A 21,290-nucleotide genomic window follows, 5' to 3' on the forward strand; every position below is an offset into this window, starting at 1 on the left:
GGCAGGGCCACGTGGTTCCGGGCCCGCGACAGCAGGTCTGTCCGGTGCCTGGCACTTATCGGGCCGGGCGGGCCCGGTTCGTCGACGGCGTCATGTGGTCGGAGATGGCACGTGTGAGGGTGGTGGGGTGGTCGAGGAGGTAGAAGTGACCGCCGGGGTAGGTGGTCAGGGTGAAGGGGTAGGGGGTGACGTCCGACCATGCCGCCATGTCGTGGGGGGTGGTGGACACGTCGTGGTCGCCCGCGTGGGCGTGCACGGGGCAGTCGACGGCGGCCGGGGGGCGGGGGCCGTAGGTGCCGACGATGGTGAAGTCGGCGCGGATGGCGGGGAGGACCAGCGCGCGGAGGTCGGGGTCCTCGAGGAGGGTGGTGTCGGTGCCGCCCAGGCGGCGGACCTCTTCGATCAGGGCGTCGTCGCTCTGGAGGTGCAGGGAGCGGGGGGTGAGGCGGTGGGGGGCCTTGCGGCTGGAGACGTGCAGGGCGGCGGGGCGGATGTCGTAGCGGTCCTGGAGGCGGAGGGTGACCTCGTAGCCGAGGGAGGCGCCCATGCTGTGGCCGAAGACGGTCAGCGGGAGGTCGAGCCAGGGGCGGAGGGCTTGGGTGACCGCGTCGGCGAGGACGTCCATGTCCGTGATGAGCGGGTCGGTCAACCGGTCGTGGCGTCCGGGATAGCGGGCGACGAGGAGTTCCGTGCCGTCGTCGAAGGCGCTGCCCCAGGAGTGGAAGAAGCTCGCGGAGCCGCCTGCGTGCGGCAGGACGAGGAGCCGGCGGCGGGTGCGGCCGGCGCTGCGGTAGCGGCGGAACCAGTCGGTGGTCATGGGACCTCTCAGGTGCGGACGGCGGCGAAGGACGCCCGCGGCTGCTGGGCGATGCGCGCCACACGGGGAGCGGCGAGCGCCACGTAGTCCGCGGTGGCCAGGGACATCGACCGGTCGAGCCGGGCCGCGTTGAAGAATATCTCGTCGTGTTCCAGCAGGTCCGGGTCGGCGACCAGGTCCAGGTCGGGGTGGAAGGCGAACGGCAGGATCGAGCCGCTGACGCTGCCGGCCAGGTCCTCGGCTACCGAACGGGTGGCGAAGGACGCCTCGGTGCCACCGTAGAGGGCGCACAGCCCGTCGAGGTCGACGCGACGGTCGCCGGGGACGACGGCGAGGACGTAGCGGCGGGCGCGCCGGCCGAGGGCGACCCGGACGACCAGGCATTTGGCCGCCTGGTCGAGAGGGTTGCCGCGCAGCAGGCTGGCGGGGCCGGTGTGGCCCTCGGCGGGGTGGTCGATCAGCCGGTAGCGGGCTCCGCCCTGTTGGAGGAGATCGAGGAGCCGGTGGTAGGTCGGGTGCGTGCTGGTGGTCATCCGGTCTGCTCCAGGAACCAGTTGCGGGTCGCGTCGATACGGGCGGCGGCGTCGGTCAGAACGTCCTCGGGGACCGGGACGGCGGTGCTCAGGGCGACCAGGACCTCGCCGGGGGCGGCGGGCGTGTGGGCGAGGTGGAGAGCGGTGATGGGGATGCCCGCGCGGCCGAGGACGTCACTGACCCCGCCGATGACGCCCGCACCGTCCGGGGCGCGGAGGAGGGCGATGTTTCCGGGCAGCGGCAGGTCCACCTCGAATCCGCCGACCTCGAGCAGGCGTTCCCCGCCCGGCAGGCCGGTGAGGGTGGCCGCGACGGAGACCTCGGCACCGGACGGCAGGCTGCCGAGGACGCGGATGAGGGCGCGCGCTGCGTCGAACACCGTGCTCGCGGTGGTGATGCTGCGCTCCTTGGCGATCAGCGGGGCGTTGACGTACGACACCCCTCCCTCCACGACCCCGGTCAGCGCACCCTTGAGCGCGGCGAGTTCGAGGGCGGAGGCGCCGTGACGGGCGACGTCCGCGGAGATCTCGACGCGGAGGGTGGCGGGCAGGGTGCCGGCCGTGGCGGTGAAGAGCCGGCCCAGCCGCTCCGTGAGGGCCAGCCACGGGTCGAGGCCGGCGTCCACCGTGCCGAGCCGGACGTTGACGGCCTCGGGGACGAACCGGCCCGCGAGGGCCTGGCGCACCGAACGGGCCACGGCGACGCCCGCGCGTTCCTGGGCCTCGGAGGTGCCGGCGCCCAGGTGCGGGGTCACCACGACGTTGTCCAGCTCGAAGAGCGGCGAGTCGGTGCAGGGTTCGGTGGCGAAGACGTCGAGGGCGGCGCCCGCGACCCGTCCCTCCTTGAGGGCGGCGTACAGCTCGGCCTCGTCCACGATCCCGCCGCGGGCCACGTTGACGATCCGGACGGAGGGCTTGACCTGGTGCAGCGCGTCGAAGCCGATCAGGCCGGCGGTCTCCGGGGTGCGGGGCAGGTGGACCGTCAGGAAGTCGGAGACGGCGAGGACGTCCGCGAGACCGGCGGTGCGTATGCCCAGCTCGGCGGCGCGTTCCGGCTGGACGTACGGGTCGTACGCCACCAGGTTCATGCCGAATGCGGCCATTCGACGGGCGACCAGGGTGCCGATGCGGCCCAAGCCGATGATGCCGAGGGTCTTGTCCGCCAGCTCCACGCCGGTGAACCGGCTGCGCTGCCACTGGCCGGCCTTGAGGGCGGCGTCGGCCTGCGGAATGTTGCGGGCGACGGCGAGCAGCATGCCCACGGTGAGCTCGGCCGCGCTGACGATGTTGGAGGTGGGGGCGTTGACGACCATGACGCCGGCCCGGGAGGCGGCCGTGACGTCCACGTTGTCCAGGCCCACGCCGGCGCGGCCGATCACCTTCAGCCGGGCCCCCGCAGCGACCGCCTCGGCGTCGATCCGGGTGGCCGAGCGCACCAGGACCGCGTCGGCTTCCGGCAGCGCCGCCAGCAGCGCCGCCCGGTCGGTACCGGCGACGTGCCGGACGTCGGCGTCCGGGCCGAGCGCGGCCATGGTGGCCGGGGAAAGTTCTTCGCAGATCAGCACGACGGGCCTGGCGGGCTGGGCGGGCCGCGCGGACTGGACGGGCCTAACTGGCTTGCCTGGCTGGGGCATGACTCGCTTCCTTCGGTGGCAGGAGGGCGCGGGGGCGGTTCCGCGCCCTCCGTCGGGAGGGCGCGAGGGGAATCAGCTCGCGCTGGTGACCAGCTGGGAGTCCCGGGGGGCGGCCGCGGACACGGGCGGCGTGACGTCCGGGTCCCAGGTACGGGGGGCACCGAAGTGCTGTTCCACCCACTCCGGGTCGTACAGCGTGTCCAGGTAGCGGTCGCCCTGGTCGGGAGCAAGGGCGACCGTGGTGAGCGCGGAGCCGTCGGGGTGCCCGGCCAGCCAGCGCAGCGCGCCGGAGACGACGGTGCCGGTGGAGCCGCCGAACAGGAAGCCGTGCCGGGCCATGGCGTGGCAGGCCTCCAGGGTGTCCCGTTCGGGCACCATCACCACGTCGTGCACCAGGCCCTCGTCGAGGAGCTGGGGGCGCACGCCCGCGCCGAGGCCGGGGATGTGGCGGGTGAGGGCGGGTCCGCCGAAGGTGACCGAGCCGACACTGTCCACGGCGACGATCCGGACGCGGGGGTGGTGCTCGCGGAAGTAGCGGGCGCAGCCCATCAGTGTTCCGGTGGTACCGGCGCCGACGAAGAGCACGTCGAGGCCCGGGAACTCGGCGGCTACGGCGGGCGCGGTGCTGCGGTAGTGCGAGAGCCAGTTGTTGGGGTTCACGTACTGGTTGAGCCAGACGTAGTCGGGGTCGAAGTCGCACAGCCGCCGGACGTAGTCGATCCGGGCGCCGAGGAGCCCCCGCTCCTTGTCGGGGCGGGAGATGACCAGCACCCGGGCCCCGTAGGCCTCCATCAGCCGGCGGCTGGCCGGGTTGCAGCGAGGGTCGGTGACGCAGACGAATCCGTAGCCCCGGTGGGCCGCGATCAGGCTCAGGGCGACGCCGAGGTTGCCCGACGACGACTCGACGAGCGTCGCGCCGGGGCTGAGGGTGCCGTCGCGCTCGGCGGCGAGCACCATTTCCAGGGCGGCCTTGAGCTTGACCGAGCCGGCGAGGTTGATCCCCTCGTACTTGAGGTGGAGCGGGACTTCGAAGACGGACTCCAGATTGACGAAGACGTCGTTCACGTTGATCTCGTACGGGGCGGATATGACCGTCACTTCATCACCGTGTTTCGTGTGAGGGCGCCCGCCGGGCCCTACTTGCGGCCGTAGCGGTCGAGTTCGTGGAAGAAGCCGTCGACGACGGCCAGGCGTCCGGAGGCGTGGAGCTGGTCGTGGACGAGGCGGCCGAGGGCCAGGTCGAGCACCCCGAGGCCGAAGGGCGAGAAGACGACCGGGCGGTCGGCGGGCGGTGTCAGCCGGCCCTCCAGCACGTCGAAGAGCGTGCCGTCGACGAAGTCCCGGTTGCCGGTCAGCTGTTCGACCAGGTGGGGGGAGGTATCGGCCTTCAGGCAGTGCTCGACGTCGTCGAGCACGTTGGTGGAGGCGAGCAGGATCTCGGGGGCGAGGTCGCGCAGCGACACGTTCAGGACCAGCGGGTTGTGGCCGAACCAGGACGGGTCGTGCAGGTGCGGGGTACCGGCGACGGTGGCCAGGATCACCAGGTCGCTGCCGCGGACCAGGTCTTCGGCGTTGTCGTGGACGGTGACGGCCGCGTCGCCGGATGTGTCGCCGAGGTAGCCGGCGAAGGAGGCGGCGTGCTCGGCCGACAGGTCGTGGACGCCGATGGCGTCGAACGCCCAGTCGGTGGCCTGCAGGTAGTGGTGGATGTAGCGGGCGATCAGCCCGGTGCCGATGAAGCCGACCCGGCGCGGGCGGCCGCCGCGCGCCGGGGTGCTGAGCCGGTCGGCGGCGAGCGCGGCCGAGGCCGCCGTGCGCGAGGCACTGATGATGGAGCTCTCCAGGCAGGCGAACGGATAGCCCGTGTCGTGGTCGTTGAGGATCAGCACGGCGGAGGCGCGCGGGATACCGGCGGCGACGTTCTCCGGGAAGCTGGAGATCCACTTGATGCCGTCGGTGGACTTCGCGCCGCCGATGGAGGCGGGCAGGGCGATGATCCGGGAGCTGGGGCGGTCGGGAAAGCGCAGGAAGTACGAGGGCGGGTTGACCGAGTCGCCCCGGCCGTGCAGCCGGTAGGTCTCCTCGACGACCTCCACGACGAGTTTCTCGTTGCCGGTGAGGGTGTCGGCGACCTGCTCACCGGTGATCACGGCGAAGGACGGGCGGGCGGCGGGCATGTGCGGCTCCAAGCGGAAGGTTGCGGGCGGGTCGGTCCGGGGCGGTCGGTCGGTCGGTCCGGGGCGGTCGGCCGGTCCAGGGCGGTCGGCCGGTCGGGCGGGCAGGTTCAGGGGAACGTGATCGGGTCGCCCAGGATCACGGCGATCTCCCGGTCCCCCTCGTACGGCTCCCTGCTGTGGGCCATGCGCAGGTTGTCCACGAGCATCACGTCGCCCGCGCGCCACGGCTCGCGAAGCGTGTGCTTCTCGTACACGGCGTTGATGGCGAGGACCGTGTCCTCGTCGAGGGCGGCGCCGGAACCGTAGCGGCTGTTGAACGGCAGGCCGTCGGGGCCGAACTCGAAGGTGAGGTATTCGCGGATGATCGGGTCGAGGGTCCACTCGTTGAGGAACGCGATCTGGTTGAACCAGCCGCGCCGGCCGGTCAGCGGGTGGGTCAGTACGGCGGGAGCGTGTTGTCGGGTGCGCAGGTCGCCGTTCGGCTGCCAGTGGCATTCGATGCGGCGGGCGGCGCAGTACGCCTCGATGGCGGCGCGGTCCCCGGTGCCGAAGGCGTCGCGCAGCGGCACGCCGACGGTCTCGGTGTAGTTGCGGTCCAGGCGCCAGCCCTCCGTCTCGAAGCGGCCGGCCAGGTCGGCGGGCAGGGCGCGCAGCACCTCATGCGAGTCGGCCACTCCCGTGACGCCGCCGGACGCGGGCGCGGTGAGGCAGGCGAAGAGCAGGGTGCCGGGCACCTCGCGGGCGTAGCTCAGCTCGTGGTGCATGCACATCGGCTGGTCCACGGGCCACTCCGAGGAGGAGTACACGCCGGGGGCGAGCCGCTTGCGTACGGCGAAGCCCTCGCGTTCCTCCATGACCTCGTCGAGCAGGACCCGGCCGAACGCGCCCGCGGTGTCCGCGTCCGTGACGCCGAGGCCGCGTACCAGGACGGCGCCGTGCTCGGCGACGGTGGCGCGCAGCCGGGCGCGGTGCTCGGTGGCCCAGGAGAGGGGGTCGCCCGCGTCGCCGGGCACCAGCAGGACGGCCGGGGCGGCCTCCGTGCGGGAGACGTCGAACGGGGCGGCGGTGACGGCCCGTCCGGGCCGGGGCGCGGGCGAGGCGGAGGCGGCCGGGGCCGTCCCCGGGGCCGCTTCCGACTCGTCCGCCAGGGCCTTCGCGGCGGGCGCGCCGTCGATCAGGGCGGCCAGCGCGGCGAGTGTCGGGTGTGCCATGACCTCGCGCAGGCTGAAGGCGCGGTCCATGCGTACGATCAGGCGCACGGCGGACAGCGAGGTGCCGCCCCGGTCGAAGAAGTCATCCGTACGGGCGAGCCGGTCGACGGGCACCTTCAGCACCTCGGACCATGCCTCGGCCAACCGGCGCTCTGTGTCGGTGCGGGGCGCGTCGAGGGGGTGCCCGGCGGTCTCGGCGGCCCGGGCGGCCAGTTCGTGGGCGAGGGTGGTCAGGGCGCGCTTGTCGGTCTTGCCGTTCGGAGTGAGCGGAAGTGCCTCCAGGCGCTCCAGCCGGCGCGGCACCATGTAGGCGGGAAGGGTGCGGGCCAGCCGCGCGCGCAACTGCTCGGCGCCCTCGTCCGAGCCCGTCTGGAAGCCGACCAGGTGGCGGCCCTCGTCGACGCTGTCCACCACCACCACGGCGCCGTCCCGCACGCCCGGCAGCTTCAGCAGCTGGTTCTCGATCTCGCCGATCTCGATGCGGAAGCCGCGGATCTTGACCTGCGCGTCGCGGCGGCCGAGGAACTCCAGGGTGCCGCCCGGCAGCCAGCGGCCGAAGTCGCCGGATCGGTAGAGCGGCCGGCCGGGGCGGTGCGGGTCCTGCGTGAACGCCTGGGCCGTGCGCTCGGGGTCGTTGATGTAGCCGCGGCCCACGCACACGCCGGAGAAGACGATCTCGCCGGGGGCGCCCAGCGGCACCGGCCGCAGCCGCTCGTCCACGACGTACACGGTGACATTGCCGACCGGGCGGCCGAGCGGGACGGAGCCCCAGGCCGGTACGGCGGTCATCACCTCGTGGTTGGTGTCGTCGGAGGTCTCGGTGAGGCCGTAGGCGTTCATCAGCGCGATGTGCGGGAAGTGTGCGAACCAGCGCACGGCCAGTTCCTTCTTCAGCGCCTCGCCGGTCACCGACACGCAGCGCAGCGCGGGCAGTTCGCGCGGGGATTCCTCCAGGCGGGCGAGGACCACCTCCAGGTAGGAGGGGACGGCCTGGAGGACGGCGACCTCGCCGCGCTCGACGGTGTCGAGGTAGCGGTCGACGTCCAGGATCGCTTCCTGCTCGACGATGAGGGTGCGGCCACCGACCACGAGGGCCGCGACGAGCTGCCACAGCGAGATGTCGAAGGACTGCGGGGCTGTCTGGGCGACGGTCATGCCCTCGGTGATGCCCTGGTCGTCGATCTTGGCGTAGAGGTGGTTGACGAATCCCGCGTGCTCGCACATGGCGCCCTTGGGTTCGCCGGTGGAGCCGGAGGTGAAGTACAGGTATGCGAGCTGCCCGGGGCCGACCGGGACGCCGGGGTCGGTGTCGGCGGCGCCCTCGGCGTACGCGGCGGCGACGGTGAGGAGCGTGGGCGGTTCGCTGAGGGAGTCGGCCGCCTCCTGGAGGTGGCCGGGGCCGCCGTCCTCGGTGAGCACCAGGCGGGTGCCGCTGCGGGCCAGGGTGCGGGCCATCCGGTCGGCGGGGGCGTGCGGTTCGACGGGCAGGTAGGCGGCGCCGGCCTTGAAGATGCCGATGACGGCCGCCAGCCAGTCGAGGTTGCGTTCGGTGACGACGGCGACGACGGCCTCGGGGCCGAGGTCGCGGGCGAGGAGGGTGTGGGCCACGCGGTTGGCGCGGGCGTTGAGTTCGGCGTACGTCCAGTCCGTGCCGGCGTGGGAGGCGGCGACGGCGTCGGGGCGGCGCGCGGCCTGCTCCTGGAACAGTTCGTGGAACCGCCGGTCCGGGAGCTCCCGCGCGGGACCGGAGAGGCCGGTGAGCTGGTGGTCGAGCTCGTCCGGGGAGAGCAGGGACTGCGAGCGCACGGGGCTGTCCGGCGCGGCGGTGAGCTGGTCCAGGGCGGTGAGGTGGTATCCGGCGACGCGCAGGGCCGCCTCGGCGTCGAGGACGTCGGTGCGGTGGCCGAGGGCGAGGGCCAGGCCCTCGGGGCCGGTGCGCAGCGCTGCCGTGAGGACGACGGGGCCGGTCAGCCGGTCGTCGACGGCTCCCTCGCCGAGGTCCAGCACCGTCTCGAAGGGGCCCCCGGCGGACCGGCCGGCGGCGGTGGCGGAGGCGGTGTTCCCTGCGGCGGCCGTGGCGGTGTCCCCGGCCTCGGGGGTGGCGGCGTGGGCGGCGGTCAGGGCGGCGGCGGCCAGCTCCCCCCAGGTCTCGTGCTCCAGGGCAAGCGCGAGGGGCCGGGGGGCGCCGCCGGAGGGTGCGACGTATCCGGTCACCATGGCCTGTTCGCCGCTGATCGCGCTGAGAACGGCGGCGTGCGCGGCCAGTGCCAGGGCCTCCCAGCGGATTCCGGACCTGCGGGCCAGCAGCCGCGTCCGGGCCGCCAGCCGGGGCGGCACCGGCAGGGTGAGCACGGCCGGCGCGGCGGGGGTGCTGCCCGGGGTGACCCAGCGGGGCACGAGCCTCTGGGGGGCTCCAGTGATCGTCATCGGTCAGTCTCTCCTGTCAGGCAGGGCGGGGCGGCTCGGCTTCCCTGGGTGGTGCTCGGGCTACTCGGCGGCGAAGGCGGAGGCGGGCGCGGAGGCCGCGGGCAGCGGGGCCGCGGCCACCGGCTCGGCCGTGAACGGGGCGTCCGACTCGCCGTCCCAGGGCTCGCCGCGCACCGAGGCGACGAAGGCGGACACCCGCTCCGCGCCCCAGAACGCCTCGCGCCCGTTGACGAAGAAGGGCACGCCGAACGCGTCGTCGTAGTAGGCGGCGACCAGGCACTGGGCGCCCTTGGTGCGCAGCCCCGGGTCGTCGGCGGCGTCCGCAATGGAGCGGTCCAGGCCCAGCTCGTCGGCGATGTCGGCGATGACCGACCGCTCGGCGAGGTCCCGGCCTTCGTGCCAGCGCGCGCGGTAGGCGGCGGCCACGTACTCCCGCCCCTTGCCGAGCTCTTCGGCGGCCAGGTAGCCGAGGTGGGAGATCTCCCAGTGCGGGGCGCGGTCCACCGGCCAGGTGACCTTCCAGCCGCGGGCGTGGGCCCAGCGGCGGGCGTCGCGCAGGATGTAGAAGTTCTTCGAGCGGTGCATGTCGCGCACCGGCAGGGAGATCCCGACGTCGGCGAGCAGCTGCTGGGAGACGCCGTCCGGCTCCCAGTACGGGATCCACTCGATCCGGTCCAGTACGTCCGGGTACTTCTCGGTCAGGTCCCGGTAAGCGAACCAGGAGTAGGGGCTGCGCAGCGAGAAGTACCAGCGGGGGTGCTTCTTCTTGCGGTCGGCCGGGTGCACGGGGCTCACAGCGAGATTCCCCCGTCGATCTGGAGGACGGCGCCGGTGATGTAGGCGGAGCGTTCTCCGGCGAGGTACGAGATGAGTTCGGCGACCTCCTCCGGAGTACCCATCCGGCCCAGGGCGACCTGCTTGAGGGCGGCGTCGCGGGCCTTGTCGTGGACGGCGGCCACCATGTCGGTGTCGATGAAGCCGGGGGCGACGGCGTTGACGCGGATGCCGTAGCGGCCGACCTCCTTGGCCAGCGAACGGGAGAAGCCGATGATGCCGGCCTTGGAGGCGGAGTAGTTGGTCTGGCCGGCGTTGCCGTAGACCCCGGCGACGGAGGAGATGTTGACGATGGAGCCGGTACGCCGCTTCATCATCGAGAAGGCAACGGCGCGGCAGACGTGGAAGACTCCGTCCAGGTTGGTGGACAGCACGGAGCTCCAGTCCTCGTCGCTCATCACGACGAGGCCCTTGTCCCGGGTGATGCCTGCGGAGGTGACCGCGACCTCGACCGGGCCGAGTTCCTTCTCGGTGGCTGCGACCCAGCCGCGTACGGCCGCGGCGTCGCTGACGTCGACGCGCTCGTAGTACGCGCGGGCGCCGGCCGCCTCGACCTCCTTGGCCAGCACCTCGGCGGCGTCCTCGGCGGAGTGGTAGCAGAAGCTCACGTCGTATCCGTCGGCGGCGAGCTTGAGCACGGCGGCCCGGCCGATTCCCCGGGAACCGCCGCTGACAAGGGCGACGGGCCTGTTCTCGGTCATGCGGTGGCTTCTCCTTCGGAAGTGGGGCGCAGCTGCCCGGCGGGCCGGAAGGCCATCACCATGCGGGTCACCGTCATGACGGTCTCGTCACCGCAGTGGCTGGAGCCCTCGAAGACGACGGAGTCGGTCAGGGCGCGGGAGATCCGCACCCGGTGCTCGACGATGTCGCCGGGCAGCACCGGGCGGTGGAACACGGCGTCGGCGACCGAGCCGAAGAGCATGATCCGGTCGTCGGGCGTGGCCGCGGCGCCGGCCGGCACGATGGCCAGCAGTCCGGCGCTCTGCCCCCATGACTCGACCAGCAGTGACGGCGGGTAGGCGAGGTCGGTGTCGGGGGTCAGGCCGGCGTACCAGGGCTCGTTGAGCGTGACCGCCTTGACGGTCCGGATGCTGTCGCCGGGGACCAGGTCCAGGATCCGGTCCACCAGCAGCATCGGGTAGCGGTGCGGCAGCAGGTCGGTGACGCGGGGCAGGGCCGGGGTGGGGGTGGTCACCGGGTGCCTCCCGAGGGCTCGAAGCGCAGCCGGACCGAGGCGGCCTTGCCGCGCTCGGTGGCCGCCGTGGCGTCGCAGCGCAGCCCGGCGTCGGTGCGGCGCCACTTCAGTGCGAGGGTGAGGACGTCCCCGGGGTACGCGGCGCCGGCGAACCGCGCCGACTCCACGGCGGCGAGGTCGCGGGGGTCCGGGGCGTCGGGGCCGTCGGTGGCGGCGCGCTGGACGCACTCCAGCACGCACACCCCGGGGAAGATGGGGAAGTGCGGGTAGTGGCCGGCGAAGACGGGCTCGTCGGCGGCGATCGTCACGCGGGCGGCGACGGGCAGGCCGTCCTCGCCGCGCGTCTCGATCTCGACGCGGGCGGCGACCGGGCCGACCCGGGCCGGGCGGTTCTCCGCGGGGCCGGTCACGCCGGTCACGGTCCCACCAGCCTCAGGACGGCGCAGGCCAGCGAGCCGTCGCGGTCGACCGAGGTGGCCAGGGCTGCCCGGCCGGCCGCCGAGGGGTCGTCGGCGGCGGTGGCGAGCACCATGGCGATCTGGAAGGAGCCGGAGGCGGCGCTGAGGTCGCCGAGCCGGCCCACCGCGGGCACCCGGTCCAGCGCCTCGGTGCCCGTCATCGCGGCCAGCACCTCGCGCTCCACGTGACCGGCCATGCCGGGGGCGTCGCTGGGGCTGGCGGCCCAGACCTCCTCGGGCCGTACGGCGGCCGCGTCGAGGGCGTCCTGCACGCAGTCCTCCAGGGCGCCGCGCACCCGCGGGCCGGTGGCGACCCGGCTGCGCACGGCCAGCACCTCGGCCAGAGCCGGGCGGTCGGGCCGAACGGCGTCGGCCGGCTGCACCAGCAGGACGGCCGCGCCCTCGCCGAGAGGCAGTTCGGGGGCCTCCGCGCCGCGGCTGTGCTTCTCCAGCCAGTAGCGGGCGGAGGAGTACTCCTCGGCGGCGGCGCACAGGACGGTGTCGGCACGGCCGGCGGCGAGCAGCCGGGAGGCGTAGTTGAGGGCGAGGAGTCCGGCCGCGCGGCCGCCGGCGAGGGTGGTGTTGGGGCCTTTGATGCCGTACCAGATGGCGCACTGGCCGGCCGCGCAGTTCATCACCGCGTTGGGCATGACGGCCGGGTCCACGTCGTAGGGCCGCTGCCCCGTCAGCGAGCTGCGGGTGAAGTCCATCATGCTGAGCGCCGAGCCGGTGCTGGTGGCCAGCACCAGGGCGGCCCGCTCGCCGGTCTCGGAGTCCTTGGCGGCGCCGGGCCGGTCGAGCAGCGAGCCGACGGCGGCGACGGCGAGGCCGGTGACCCGGTCCATGGAGCGGGTGCCCTTCTTGCCCAGCACCTCGCGGGTCTCGAAGCCGGGCACCAGGTGAGCGCGGGCGGCGGGGACGTTCCAGCGGGCGGCGTCCACCGGGGCGACGGTGGCCCGGCGGGCACGCAGGCCCTCGGCGAGGGCGCCGGCGTCCAGGCCGTGCGGGGATACCGCGGACCAGCCGGTGATCACCGGCCGGGGCGGGGCGGGGGTGCTCATGACTCGGCCTTCCGAGGCGTGGTGAGCGCGGTGAGGACGGGCTCGTCGAGGGTGGCCATCTCCCACTGGTTGGGGGCGCTCTCGTGCAGGTAGCCGTGGGTGATGGTGCCCGTGGCGGTTCTGACCAGCTCGCCGCCGCGCAGCACGTAGCAGTCCATGCGGTGGGTGTAGAGGAGGCTCTTGAAGAAGTCCTCGACCGTGTAGACGGTGTAGATCTCCTCCTCCATCAGCGTCTCGTCGAGGAGTTCGATCCGGGACCGGGTGACGACCGGGATCCAGCCCTTGGTGTCCAGGACGTGCTTGATGGCCAGCCCGCGGTCGGCCAGGAACAGGTCCTCGGCCTCCTCCATCACGCGCAGGAAGCCCGACATCTGCATGCGCTCGTTGAAGTGGCAGTAGAAGTACGGCACGCGCCAGCGCCAGCCGAAGGCGTTGGTCTCGCCGATGAGTTCGGTCAGGACCGGGTCGGCGGAGGTGCCCCGGCCGGCCGTCAGCGCGGCGTACGGGACCGGTACGGCGGCGGTCTGCAGGCGTTCGCCGTGGCCCAGGCGGTTGACGGTGAACCGTTCGATCCCGGCGGGCAAGGGCTCCTGGGCGGGGACGTGGCCGTCGACGCGCAGCGCCACGCGGACCGTGGAGCCGGCGCACTTCAGCCGGGCGCCGTCGCGCTCCACGAACAGCTCGACCTTGAAGCGGAGCTGGTCCCCGCCTTTCTTCGGGGCAGGGGTGACGACCGCCTCCACCTCGTCGTCCACGGCGAGGAGGGCGCCGAGCCGGGAGTGGATGTCCACGATGTCGAACCCGAGTCCGAAGCGCTGGTAGAGCTCCCCGGCGGGCAGCCCGGCCTGCCGGAAGTGGGCCAGCACCGCTGCCTCGGCCGTGTAGTTGATGTGCTTGAAGCCGATGGCGAAGCTGATGTTGTTGCCCTCGAACAGCGGGCGCAGGCGCTCCCTGGTCGTGGTCTCCAGCAGCGCCGCCACGGCGGGATGGGGCGTCGGGCCCATCTGGACTCCTTCGTACGAGCGTGGGGTGAGCGGGTTGTCGGGTGGCGCGGGTCAGATGCGCGCGGGGGCCGGGGCGACGCGGCCCAGGAAGGCGCGGACGGTGTCCGCGAACCAGCCGGGGCGCTCCAGCATCGGGAAGTGCCCGGACTCGGGCGCGATCAGTTCCTCACCGCGGGGCAGCGCGGCGGCGAGGTGCCGGGCCTGCTCGGCGGGTGCCGAGCGGTCCTGTCCGCCGCCGATGACCAGCGCAGGGACGTCCACGAGGGACACCGGGAGAAGCGGGGTGCGCAGGTATGCCTCGAAGAACCGCAGCCAGCCGTAGGGGCCGATCCACTCGGTCATCCGGCGGGCCATATCGGCCCGCAGCGCCTCGTCGATGGGGCGGTCCAGGGTGCGCAGCCGGATCGACTCGGCCATGGTGCGCGGGAAGTCGTCCAGGGTCGGCGCGATCATGTCCCAGTGGAACGCGTCGGCGTCGGCACGGTAGAAGGGGTTGACCAGGACCACGCCGTCCGTGTCGAGGGGATTGCCGGCGGCGGCGCGGCGGCTGAGCAGGTCAAGCAGCAGCACCGAGCTGAAGGAATGGGCGACGATCAGGTCGGGCCGGGTCGGCAGGGCGTCGAGGACGTCCTGGAGGCGGCCGGCCGAGTCCGTCTCGTGGCGCCAGGCGGCGATGCCCTCGCCGTGCCAGGGCAGGCGGGGGGCGTGCACGGTGGTCTCCTCGTCCCAGTGTGGGGCGAGGACCGACCAGATCACCTCGTTGTTGCCGAGGCCGTGCAGCAGCACGACGTGTTTCACGCCGCCTCCCCTGGCGCTTCGCCTGGGCCGACTCCGGCTCCGGCGGTGGTCAGGGCGGCGGTGACGGCGCCGATCCGGGCGTACGCGGCGGCCGGCTCGCCGGGGCCGCGCCCGGCGAGCCAGGCCGTGGCGGCGACGGCCTGGACCACGCCCAGGGCTCCGGACAGCTCACCCCAGGCGTCCAGGGCCGGTTCCGGTCCGGACTCGCCCAGCCGCAGGCCGGCGGACCGGATCTGCGGCGGACCGCCGGCAGCGCCGGCACCGCCGTCGCCGGACGCGGCCGGGCCGACCGGGCCGAGCAGCGCCTGTACGGGGGCCGTTGGGGCGGTGCTGAGCACGAGTGCGGCGCCGCCGTCGGCGACGGGGCCGTCCACCAGCCGCCGGGTGACCTCGTTGTCGGGTTCTACGCCGAGGACGAGCATGTGGTCGGCGCGGCCGGCGCGCAGCAGCAGCGTGGCCCAGCGCAAGGCGTCGAGGCCGGAGGAAGGGCCGTTGCAGACCGTCAGGTTGGGGCCGCGCAGCCCGTACCGGATGGCCGTCTCCGACGCGACGATGTTGCTGGACGCGTTGGGGGTGGCCATCGGGCTCAGACCGCGGGTGCCCTCCTTGGCAATGGTCTCCACGGCGTGGCAGACGGTGTCGGCGTTGCCGAGGTTGGAGCTGACGACGATGCCGGTGCGTGCGCCGGCGGTGACCCGCGCCGGGGTGCCGGGGGCGACGGTGGCGAGCAGTCCGGCCTCGCGCAGCGCGGCGCACGCCAGGTGCAGGCCGATCCGGGTGGCGCGGTCCGCGAACCGCAGCCCTTTCTTGCCGATCAGCACGGTGGGGTCCACCGGGTCCGCGGCGGCGCGCACCGGGGCGAGCAGTCCGGCCGGCCGGGTGACGCCCGGCAGGGCGACGGCGGCTGCGGTGACCGCGAGGCCGACGGGAGCGGGCGGGGACGCGGGAGCGGGTCGCGTGCTCATGCCGCCTCCTTCGCCACGATCGCCACGGCGTTGACGCCGCCGAAGCCGAAGCTGTTGACCTGGGCGACGCGCAGGTCACCGGTGATCGGCTCGCCCGCCACCAGGCGCAGGCCCGCGCCCTCGGGCAGCGGGTCCGTCAGGCCCGCCACCGGCGGGACGACGGAGGTCTCCAGGGAGCGCAGCGCCATGATCAGACTGAGCAGCCCGGCAGAGCCGGAGGTGTGCCCGGTCAGCGACTTGATGCCGGTGAGGGCGGGCCGGTCGGCCCCGAACACCTCGGCGGTGACGGCGATCTCGGTGCTGTCGTTGAGGTGGGTGCCGGTGCCGTGCAGCACCACCAGGTCGATGTCGCCGGGGGTGACGGCGGCCCGGTCGTGGGCCTGCCGGACGGCGGCTTCGACGCCGGCCGCGTCGGGCGCGGTCTGGTGGTGGGCGTCGCAGTTGACGGCGACCGAGCGCAGCCAGCCGCGGACGGGGCGGTCCGCGCGCGGCGCGCGGCCGAGCACGACGGCGGCGGCGCCCTCGCCGAGGATGGTGCCGCGCCGCTCCTTGTCGAAGGGGCGCACGGCGGTCGGCGGTTCGAACTGGACGCGGTCGGCCTGCCCGTACATGGACTCGGTGACCACGTCGCAGCCCGCCACGATCACCGTCTCCGCCTCGCCGAGCTCCAGCAGGTCCCAGCCGAGGGCCAGGGCGTAGAGGGAGGCGGAGCAGGCGCCGGCGAGGGTGTGGGTGTCGGTGGCGCCGAAGCGTTCGCGCAGCGCGCCGTCGAAGTGCAGCCCGTCGGCGTCGAAGCGGGCGCCGTCGCGCCACCACAGCTCCAGCGAGCGCAGTTCGCGCAGGCCGGTGCCGACCAGTACGGGGATGCCGGCCAGGTCCTCGGGGAGCCCGGCGTCGGCGGCGGCCTGCCGGACCGCGTCCAGCAGGAAGCGGGTGGCGCGGGCGGGTTCGTCGGTGCCCTGCGTCGGCCGGTCGTCGATCTCGAAGAGCAGTTGGGCGTTGAATTTCGTACGGTCGAAGGCGCGCAGCGGCGCCAGTCCGCTGCGGCCGTCGCACAGGCTCCGGAAGATCTCGTGGGGGTCCGACCCGATGCTGGCGACGGCCCCGGTGCCCAGGACGGGGTACGTCATGACGCGCTCCCGGCGGCGGCCGGCTCCCGCGGCGCGGCGTTCTGCTCGCGGGCCGCGTCGTACTTGCCGAGGATGACGATCGCGTTGTTGCCGCCGAAGGCGAGGCCGTTGTTCTGCACGATGCGCAGGTCGGCGTCGACGGCGTGGTTGGGCACGCAGTCGATCTCGCACTCGGGGTCGGTCTGCCGGTGGTTGATGGTCGGCGGGATGAAGCCGTGGGTGATGGCCAGGCCGCAGGCGATCGCGCCGAGGGCGCTGGCGGCGCCCATGGTGTGGCCGAGCATCGACTTCAGTGAGATGGTGCGTGGGGTGGCGTCGCCGAAGACCTGGCGGATGGCGCCGGCCTCGGTGATGTCGTTGGCCTTGGTCCCGGTGCCGTGGGCGGAGATCAGATCGACCTCGTCGGGCTTGACGCCGGCGTTCTCCAGCGCGATGGCCATGCACTGGGCGACGCTGTCGCCGTTGGGCGCGACCTGGTGGTAGGCGTCGCAGTTCAGGCCGTAGCCGAGCACTTCGGCATAGATCTTCGCGCCCCGGGCGAGCGCGGAGTCCAGGCTCTCCAGGATGAGGACGCCCGCGCCCTCACCGGTGAGGATGCCCTTGCGCTCGACGTCGAAGGGCTGGCAGTACTCGGGGGCGATGGTGCCGAGCCGGTAGAAGCCGGTGAAGGTCTTGCGGCACATCGCGTCCGCACCTCCGCACAGGGCGTACTCCACCTCCCCGGAGCTGACCGCGTCGAAGCCGTAACCGATCGCGTAGTTGCCCGCGGAGCAGGCGGTCGCGATGGTGGGAGCCTCGACGTCGGTCAGTTCCAGCTCCTGCGCGATGGCCGTGGAGAGCCGGGCAGGGGAGACACGCCGCACGATCTGCTGGTCCATGTGCTCAGGGCCGTCAGCGAGTTCGGCGGCGACCAGCTGGTCCAGTTCGTACGACTCGCCGTCCGTGGTGCCGACGGAGACCAGGCCCCGTCGGCCGGCGAGGTACGCGGGGTCCAGGCCGGCGTCCTTGACCGCCATCCGCGCCGCCGCGACGGCGAAGCGGCTGGCACGCCCCAGCTCCCGGACCGGGGTGTGTGAGATCCACTGCTCGGGTTCGAACCCCTTGACCTCGCACCCGTTGACATGGGCGAAGCCTTCGACGTCGAACACCGATATCGGGCTGACGCCACTGCGTCCGGCCCGCAGACTGTCGGTGAATTCCGCGGTACCGATACCGATGCTGGAAATCACTCCGAAGCCGGTGAGGACCACACGGCGCTTCCCGGTTTCCGAGCCGGGGCGTACTGAGGACATGAATGTCTCCTCTTCAGATCGGCGTGGGTGGAGCCGGTCAGCGGCCCGGCGCCTCCGCGACGACCTGGTACACGCGCTCCAGATTGACCATCTGGCTCAGCTCGGACTGGTCGATGGTGATACCGAACTCCTTCTCCAGGGAGGCGAGGATCTCGATCGCGCGGAGGGAGTCGGCGCCGTGTTCCTCGATGAAGAGGCTGGTGTCGGTGACCTCGTCCTCCTGCAGCTCCAGGATGTCGCAGACGATTTCCTTGACGGCCGCGCGGCGCTCGTCGGTGATCGTGGGCATGTTTCGCGTCTCCTCGGGTTTCGTTTTCTCAGGCCGCGTCGGACGCCATGGCGGCGGCCAGACTGCGCGGGCGCATGTCGGTCCAGTGCCGGTTCACGTAGTCCAGGCACTCCTGGCGGGTGGTGGCGCCGTGGGCGGCGGTCCAGCCGGCCGGGATCTCGGCGAAGGCCGGCCACAGCGAGTGCTGGCCCTCGTCGTTCACGAGTACGTAGTACTCGGCACTGTCGTCCTCGAATGGATTGGCCATAGCGTTCGTCCTCCAGACGCTGTCACTCAATGCCGGACGACCATAATCAGCGGGATTTCGGAACGACAAGGGCCGACCGGCCGCAACTGCCGCCCGGCGTTTGAGACTTGCAATTCGAAGAATCCGATAATGCGTTGCGCCGCTTTCTCCGGAGCTCTCGCCCGCGGCCGGGCCGGGCAGGAAAGGGACGATTGCCACCGGCGCCGGGGGCGGGCCGTCACCCGTCGTCACCCCTTCCGGTCCACGCCGGTACCCAACGTCACGACCGGCAGCTTTCGGCCATCAAGAAGTTTCGCTGCCGTGGCCGGCGCCCGGCGCTGCGGAGTCGGTGGCCGGGTTACGGTGCCAGCCCGCCCGCCCCGCCCGCCCCGCCCGCCTGAGCAGGAGTCCACGTGTCAGGGTCGCTGTCCCGCCCGCTCCCCCGCCCGCGCGCCGCCATGACCCTGGTGTGCCTGAGCTTCTGCGGGGGCGGCACCGCCCCGTTCCGCCCGTGGGCGCGGGTGCTGCCCGAGGACGTGGAGCTGGCCCTGTATTGCTATCCGGGCCGCGAGGGGCGGTTCACGGTCCCGTACGCGGCCGACTGGGAGGCCCTGATGGCGGACGCGCTGGACGCCGTGGGCACCCTGCCGGCCCGGCCGTTCGTCCTCCTCGGCCACAGCATGGGCGCATGGGTGGCCGCCGACCTCGCCCGGCGGCTGGAGGAGGGGACCGGCCCCGAGCCCGCCGGGCTCGTGGTGTCGGCCGCCGACGCGCCGACCCGGCTGGAGCGTCGGCACGACACCGTGCCGCACCTGGGCAACACCGACGAGGAGATCGTCGCGTGGATGGCCGGGGTCGGCCAGGTCTCTCCCGAGGTGCTGGCCGAGCCCGAACTGCGTGACATGGCCGTCGAGGTGCTCCGCGCCGACCTGTGCGTCGTCGACTCCTACCGGCACCGTCCCGGCATGTCCGTCGGCGCGCCGCTGCGCGTGCTGTACGGCGAGCGGGACGGGGTCGGCGCCGAGGCCGCCGAGCGCTGGCGCCCGCTGGCGCGCGGCGCCTTCGAGGTGGAGCGGCTGCCCGGCGGCCACTTCTACACGCCGGAGGTCTGGGCGAGTCTGCCGGAGCGGATCCCGGCGCTGTACGGCGTCGGATCGGCCCGCTGAGCGGCGTCGGCACGGCCCGCCGGCCGGTGTCGGCACGGCCCGCGGGCGGTGTCAGCCCTGCCCGCCGGCGCGCTGGGCGCGGGCCCGGATCGCGCGCAGCATGGACCTGCGGGTGAGACCGCTGCCGCAGCGGATCACGAACCAGTAGCGCTGGAACGACCGGCGGGCCGACTCGTCGGTGGCCAGCACCCGGGTCTCGGTGCTCAGCACCCCGCCCGCATACCGCACGTTCATACCGACCTTGAGCAGGCCGGGGACGGCGCAGTGTGCGACGAGTTCGGCGGAGGTGCCCTCGGGGCGGGTCAGGCCGTCGTCCATGGACATCACACCGACGAACAGGAACTCGTCGCCGGGTGTGGGGACGACCTCGCCCATGGCGCCGAGCGAGTCGGCGACGATGCGGCGTCCCGCCGAGACGTCGGCCCCGGTGATGGCCATCAGGGCCCGAGCCAGGGGCGCTTCGCCCCAGGTGGTCGTGTGCACGGCGGCCATGACGGACTCCCGGGTCCCGGCCACCGGGGTGCGGTGGACCTCACGGAAGTGCCAGGCGGGCAGGATCCGGGCCAGCTCGGAACCGTCGGGCTTTCCGTGATGGGCTCGCACGGGACTGCTCCCCTCCGCCGTGGGCGCGTACTCCGGCGCGCCTGTCCGGTGCCAGCACGGTGCGGGCGTACCGCCCGATGCCGCAACTCCGCATCGAATTCCTGAAATTGGCGGAACCGAGGCGGCACTACACTGCGCGAAATGGTCATAAACCCTCCTCTCCGGCTGGCCCGCCGGGCCGCCCCGGCCGTCTGTCTCGCCGTCGCCGCCGCCGGGACCCTGGCCGCGCTGCTGTCCCTGCCCGCGGCCGGCTGGCAGACGGTCGTCCCGTCGGCCGTCTCGGTCGCGGTGCCGTTCCTGCTCCTGGCCGGATGGCCGGGAAGCCGGCCGCGGCTGGTGCCGGCGGCGGGTGCGATGGCCGCCGTCACGGCGCTCGGGACCGTCGCCCTCGCCGGCACGGAGCCGCGTTCGATGAGCCACGTGGGCCTCATGGCGCTCGTCGAGGTCGTGATGTTGCTGCTCACCCTCTTCCTGGTGGCGCGGTACGCCGCTCCGCGCGCGGCACTGGCCGTGAGCAGCGCGCTCGCCCTCAGCGAGTCGACCGTGATGCTGCGCGTGGAGATCGCGCCGACCGTCCTGGAGGTGCTGGGGCAGGTGTCCTTCTTCCTGCTGGCCGCCGGGCTCGCCGGGACCGTCGGCGGGTATCTGCGCTCGCTGGACTCCCGGCGGCTGCGCTCGGTGCACGAGGCCCGCAAGGCGCAGCGGCTCCAACTGGCCGCGGATCTTCACGACTTCGTGGCGCACGACGTGTCCGGCATCCTCGTGCTGGCGCAGGCGGCGCAGATCGTGGCGGGCCCCGGGGACGGCCCGCTGCTTCCGCTGCTCCAGCGGATCGAGGCCGCGGGCCAGCAGGCCCTCGCTTCGCTGGACCGGACCGTGCTCATGCTGGGCGACTCCGCCCCCGCGGCCGGGTCGCTGCCCGCGGACGGCGAAGGGCGGGACCGGGCGCGGAAATCCGAGACCCGCCCCGCCCCCTACGGTCTGGCGGACATCCCCGCCCTGCTGGAACGCTTCCGCTGCTCCGGGCGCACCGAGGTGGCCCTGGACTTCCCGCGCGCCGACGAGGTCACCGCCGAGGTGCCGCGCGAGGTCGCTGCCACCGCCCACCGGGCCGTCGTGGAGGCCCTGACCAATGTGCGCCGGCACGCCGGCCACGCCACGGCCGTGCGAGTGTCGGTACGTTCCGAGGCGCCGTCCGGCGAAAGCGAGCGCATGCTCGTGGTGTCCGTCCGCAACACCGCGCCGGCCATCGACAGGGCGTCCGCCCCCTTCACCGAGGGCCGGCGCGGCGGCGGCACCGGCCTGGCCGGCCTCCAGGAGCGGATCGCCGCCCTATCCGGCATCCTCACCGCGGGCCCGCACGGCGACGGCGGCTGGGAGGTGCGCGCCCGGCTGCCCTACCCGGTGGCCGCTTCGAAGAATTGACGCTGGAGTCCTTCTTCCCCCTCCGTCGCGTTTCGATGGTCCGGA

At 73.4% G+C, this 21,290-nt stretch carries 21 protein-coding genes; 2 read left to right on the forward strand and 19 right to left on the reverse strand.

The genetic code is table 11. The features are described 5' to 3' along the window. Nucleotides 1-55: 55 nt before the first annotated feature. From AMK26_RS16195 to AMK26_RS16280, 18 genes are all read right to left on the reverse strand, one after another. A complete protein-coding gene (locus AMK26_RS16195; RefSeq protein WP_073755327.1) occupies nt 56-817 on the reverse strand; it encodes a thioesterase II family protein in 762 nt (253 codons plus the stop codon). 8 nt (nt 818-825) lie between these two features. Continuing rightward, nucleotides 826-1,350: a YbaK/EbsC family protein gene (locus AMK26_RS16200; protein ID WP_073755328.1), complete on the reverse strand. Its 525-nt coding sequence runs from the start codon at nt 1,348-1,350 to the stop codon at nt 826-828. Next, nucleotides 1,347-2,984: a phosphoglycerate dehydrogenase gene (gene serA / locus AMK26_RS16205; RefSeq protein ID WP_073755329.1), complete on the reverse strand. Its 1,638-nt coding sequence runs from the start codon at nt 2,982-2,984 to the stop codon at nt 1,347-1,349. The genes AMK26_RS16200 and serA overlap by 4 nt, the downstream gene beginning before the upstream one ends. Before the next feature lie 72 nt (nt 2,985-3,056). Continuing rightward, a complete protein-coding gene (sbnA, locus tag AMK26_RS16210) occupies nt 3,057-4,082 on the reverse strand; it encodes a 2,3-diaminopropionate biosynthesis protein SbnA (RefSeq protein WP_073755330.1) in 1,026 nt (341 codons plus the stop codon). Between the two features lie 38 nt (nt 4,083-4,120). Continuing rightward, nucleotides 4,121-5,161: a 2,3-diaminopropionate biosynthesis protein SbnB gene (sbnB, locus tag AMK26_RS16215; protein WP_073755331.1), complete on the reverse strand. Its 1,041-nt coding sequence runs from the start codon at nt 5,159-5,161 to the stop codon at nt 4,121-4,123. A 107-nt stretch (nt 5,162-5,268) separates the two neighbouring features. Beyond that, on the reverse strand, nt 5,269-8,799 hold the full coding sequence (locus AMK26_RS16220; RefSeq protein WP_073755332.1) for a non-ribosomal peptide synthetase: 3,531 nt from the start codon (nt 8,797-8,799) through the stop codon (nt 5,269-5,271). Between the two features lie 60 nt (nt 8,800-8,859). Further along, nucleotides 8,860-9,594 carry a 2-hydroxychromene-2-carboxylate isomerase gene (locus tag AMK26_RS16225; protein ID WP_241837920.1) on the reverse strand — a complete coding sequence of 245 codons (735 nt, stop codon included), beginning with the start codon at nt 9,592-9,594 and terminating at the stop codon, nt 8,860-8,862. Continuing rightward, nucleotides 9,591-10,334 (reverse strand): 3-oxoacyl-[acyl-carrier-protein] reductase, encoded by a 744-nt coding sequence (gene fabG, locus AMK26_RS16230; protein WP_073755333.1) that lies wholly within the window; start codon nt 10,332-10,334, stop codon nt 9,591-9,593. The genes AMK26_RS16225 and fabG overlap by 4 nt, the downstream gene beginning before the upstream one ends. Then, the gene (locus tag AMK26_RS16235) at nt 10,331-10,828 is read right to left on the reverse strand and encodes a 3-hydroxyacyl-ACP dehydratase FabZ family protein (protein ID WP_073755334.1); all 498 of its coding nucleotides are present in this window, start codon (nt 10,826-10,828) and stop codon (nt 10,331-10,333) included. The genes fabG and AMK26_RS16235 overlap by 4 nt, the downstream gene beginning before the upstream one ends. After that, the gene (locus AMK26_RS16240) at nt 10,825-11,238 is read right to left on the reverse strand and encodes a 3-hydroxyacyl-ACP dehydratase FabZ family protein (protein ID WP_073755543.1); all 414 of its coding nucleotides are present in this window, start codon (nt 11,236-11,238) and stop codon (nt 10,825-10,827) included. The genes AMK26_RS16235 and AMK26_RS16240 overlap by 4 nt, the downstream gene beginning before the upstream one ends. 5 nt (nt 11,239-11,243) lie before the next feature. After that, nucleotides 11,244-12,347 (reverse strand): beta-ketoacyl synthase N-terminal-like domain-containing protein, encoded by a 1,104-nt coding sequence (locus AMK26_RS16245; protein WP_073755335.1) that lies wholly within the window; start codon nt 12,345-12,347, stop codon nt 11,244-11,246. Further along, a complete protein-coding gene (locus AMK26_RS16250; RefSeq protein ID WP_073755336.1) occupies nt 12,344-13,351 on the reverse strand; it encodes a hypothetical protein in 1,008 nt (335 codons plus the stop codon). Before AMK26_RS16250 ends, AMK26_RS16245 begins: the two co-directional genes overlap by 4 nt. Before the next feature lie 51 nt (nt 13,352-13,402). Further along, nucleotides 13,403-14,149, reverse strand: coding sequence for an alpha/beta fold hydrolase (locus AMK26_RS16255; RefSeq protein ID WP_073755337.1), 747 nt, complete (start codon nt 14,147-14,149; stop codon nt 13,403-13,405). Then, nucleotides 14,146-15,114, reverse strand: coding sequence for a beta-ketoacyl synthase N-terminal-like domain-containing protein (locus tag AMK26_RS16260; RefSeq protein ID WP_073755338.1), 969 nt, complete (start codon nt 15,112-15,114; stop codon nt 14,146-14,148). Before AMK26_RS16260 ends, AMK26_RS16255 begins: the two co-directional genes overlap by 4 nt. Then, nucleotides 15,111-16,244 (reverse strand): beta-ketoacyl-[acyl-carrier-protein] synthase family protein, encoded by a 1,134-nt coding sequence (locus AMK26_RS16265; protein ID WP_073755339.1) that lies wholly within the window; start codon nt 16,242-16,244, stop codon nt 15,111-15,113. The genes AMK26_RS16260 and AMK26_RS16265 overlap by 4 nt, the downstream gene beginning before the upstream one ends. Further along, the gene (locus AMK26_RS16270) at nt 16,241-17,536 is read right to left on the reverse strand and encodes a beta-ketoacyl-[acyl-carrier-protein] synthase family protein (protein ID WP_073755340.1); all 1,296 of its coding nucleotides are present in this window, start codon (nt 17,534-17,536) and stop codon (nt 16,241-16,243) included. Before AMK26_RS16270 ends, AMK26_RS16265 begins: the two co-directional genes overlap by 4 nt. A 37-nt stretch (nt 17,537-17,573) precedes the next feature. After that, complete coding sequence (locus AMK26_RS16275) at nt 17,574-17,825, reverse strand: acyl carrier protein (protein WP_073755341.1); 252 nt, start codon at nt 17,823-17,825, stop codon at nt 17,574-17,576. Between the two features lie 28 nt (nt 17,826-17,853). Then, nucleotides 17,854-18,072 carry an MbtH family protein gene (locus AMK26_RS16280; RefSeq protein ID WP_073755342.1) on the reverse strand — a complete coding sequence of 73 codons (219 nt, stop codon included), beginning with the start codon at nt 18,070-18,072 and terminating at the stop codon, nt 17,854-17,856. Between the two features lie 392 nt (nt 18,073-18,464). On the opposite strand from AMK26_RS16280, the gene AMK26_RS16285 reads away from it, so the two are divergent. Beyond that, nucleotides 18,465-19,217, forward strand: a complete 753-nt coding sequence (locus AMK26_RS16285; protein WP_073755343.1) for a thioesterase II family protein — start codon at nt 18,465-18,467, stop codon at nt 19,215-19,217. Between the two features lie 51 nt (nt 19,218-19,268). On the opposite strand, the gene AMK26_RS16290 is transcribed toward AMK26_RS16285, so the two are convergent. Beyond that, nucleotides 19,269-19,820, reverse strand: a complete 552-nt coding sequence (locus AMK26_RS16290) for a hypothetical protein (protein ID WP_241837921.1) — start codon at nt 19,818-19,820, stop codon at nt 19,269-19,271. A 141-nt stretch (nt 19,821-19,961) separates the two neighbouring features. On the opposite strand from AMK26_RS16290, the gene AMK26_RS16295 reads away from it, so the two are divergent. Beyond that, entirely contained in the window at nt 19,962-21,245 is a 1,284-nt protein-coding gene (locus AMK26_RS16295) for a sensor histidine kinase (RefSeq protein ID WP_079277620.1), read from the forward strand. Nucleotides 21,246-21,290: the final 45 nt, after the last annotated feature.

The sequence above is a fragment of the Streptomyces sp. CB03234 genome, assembly GCF_001905885.1.
Lineage (GTDB): Bacteria > Actinomycetota > Actinomycetes > Streptomycetales > Streptomycetaceae > Streptomyces.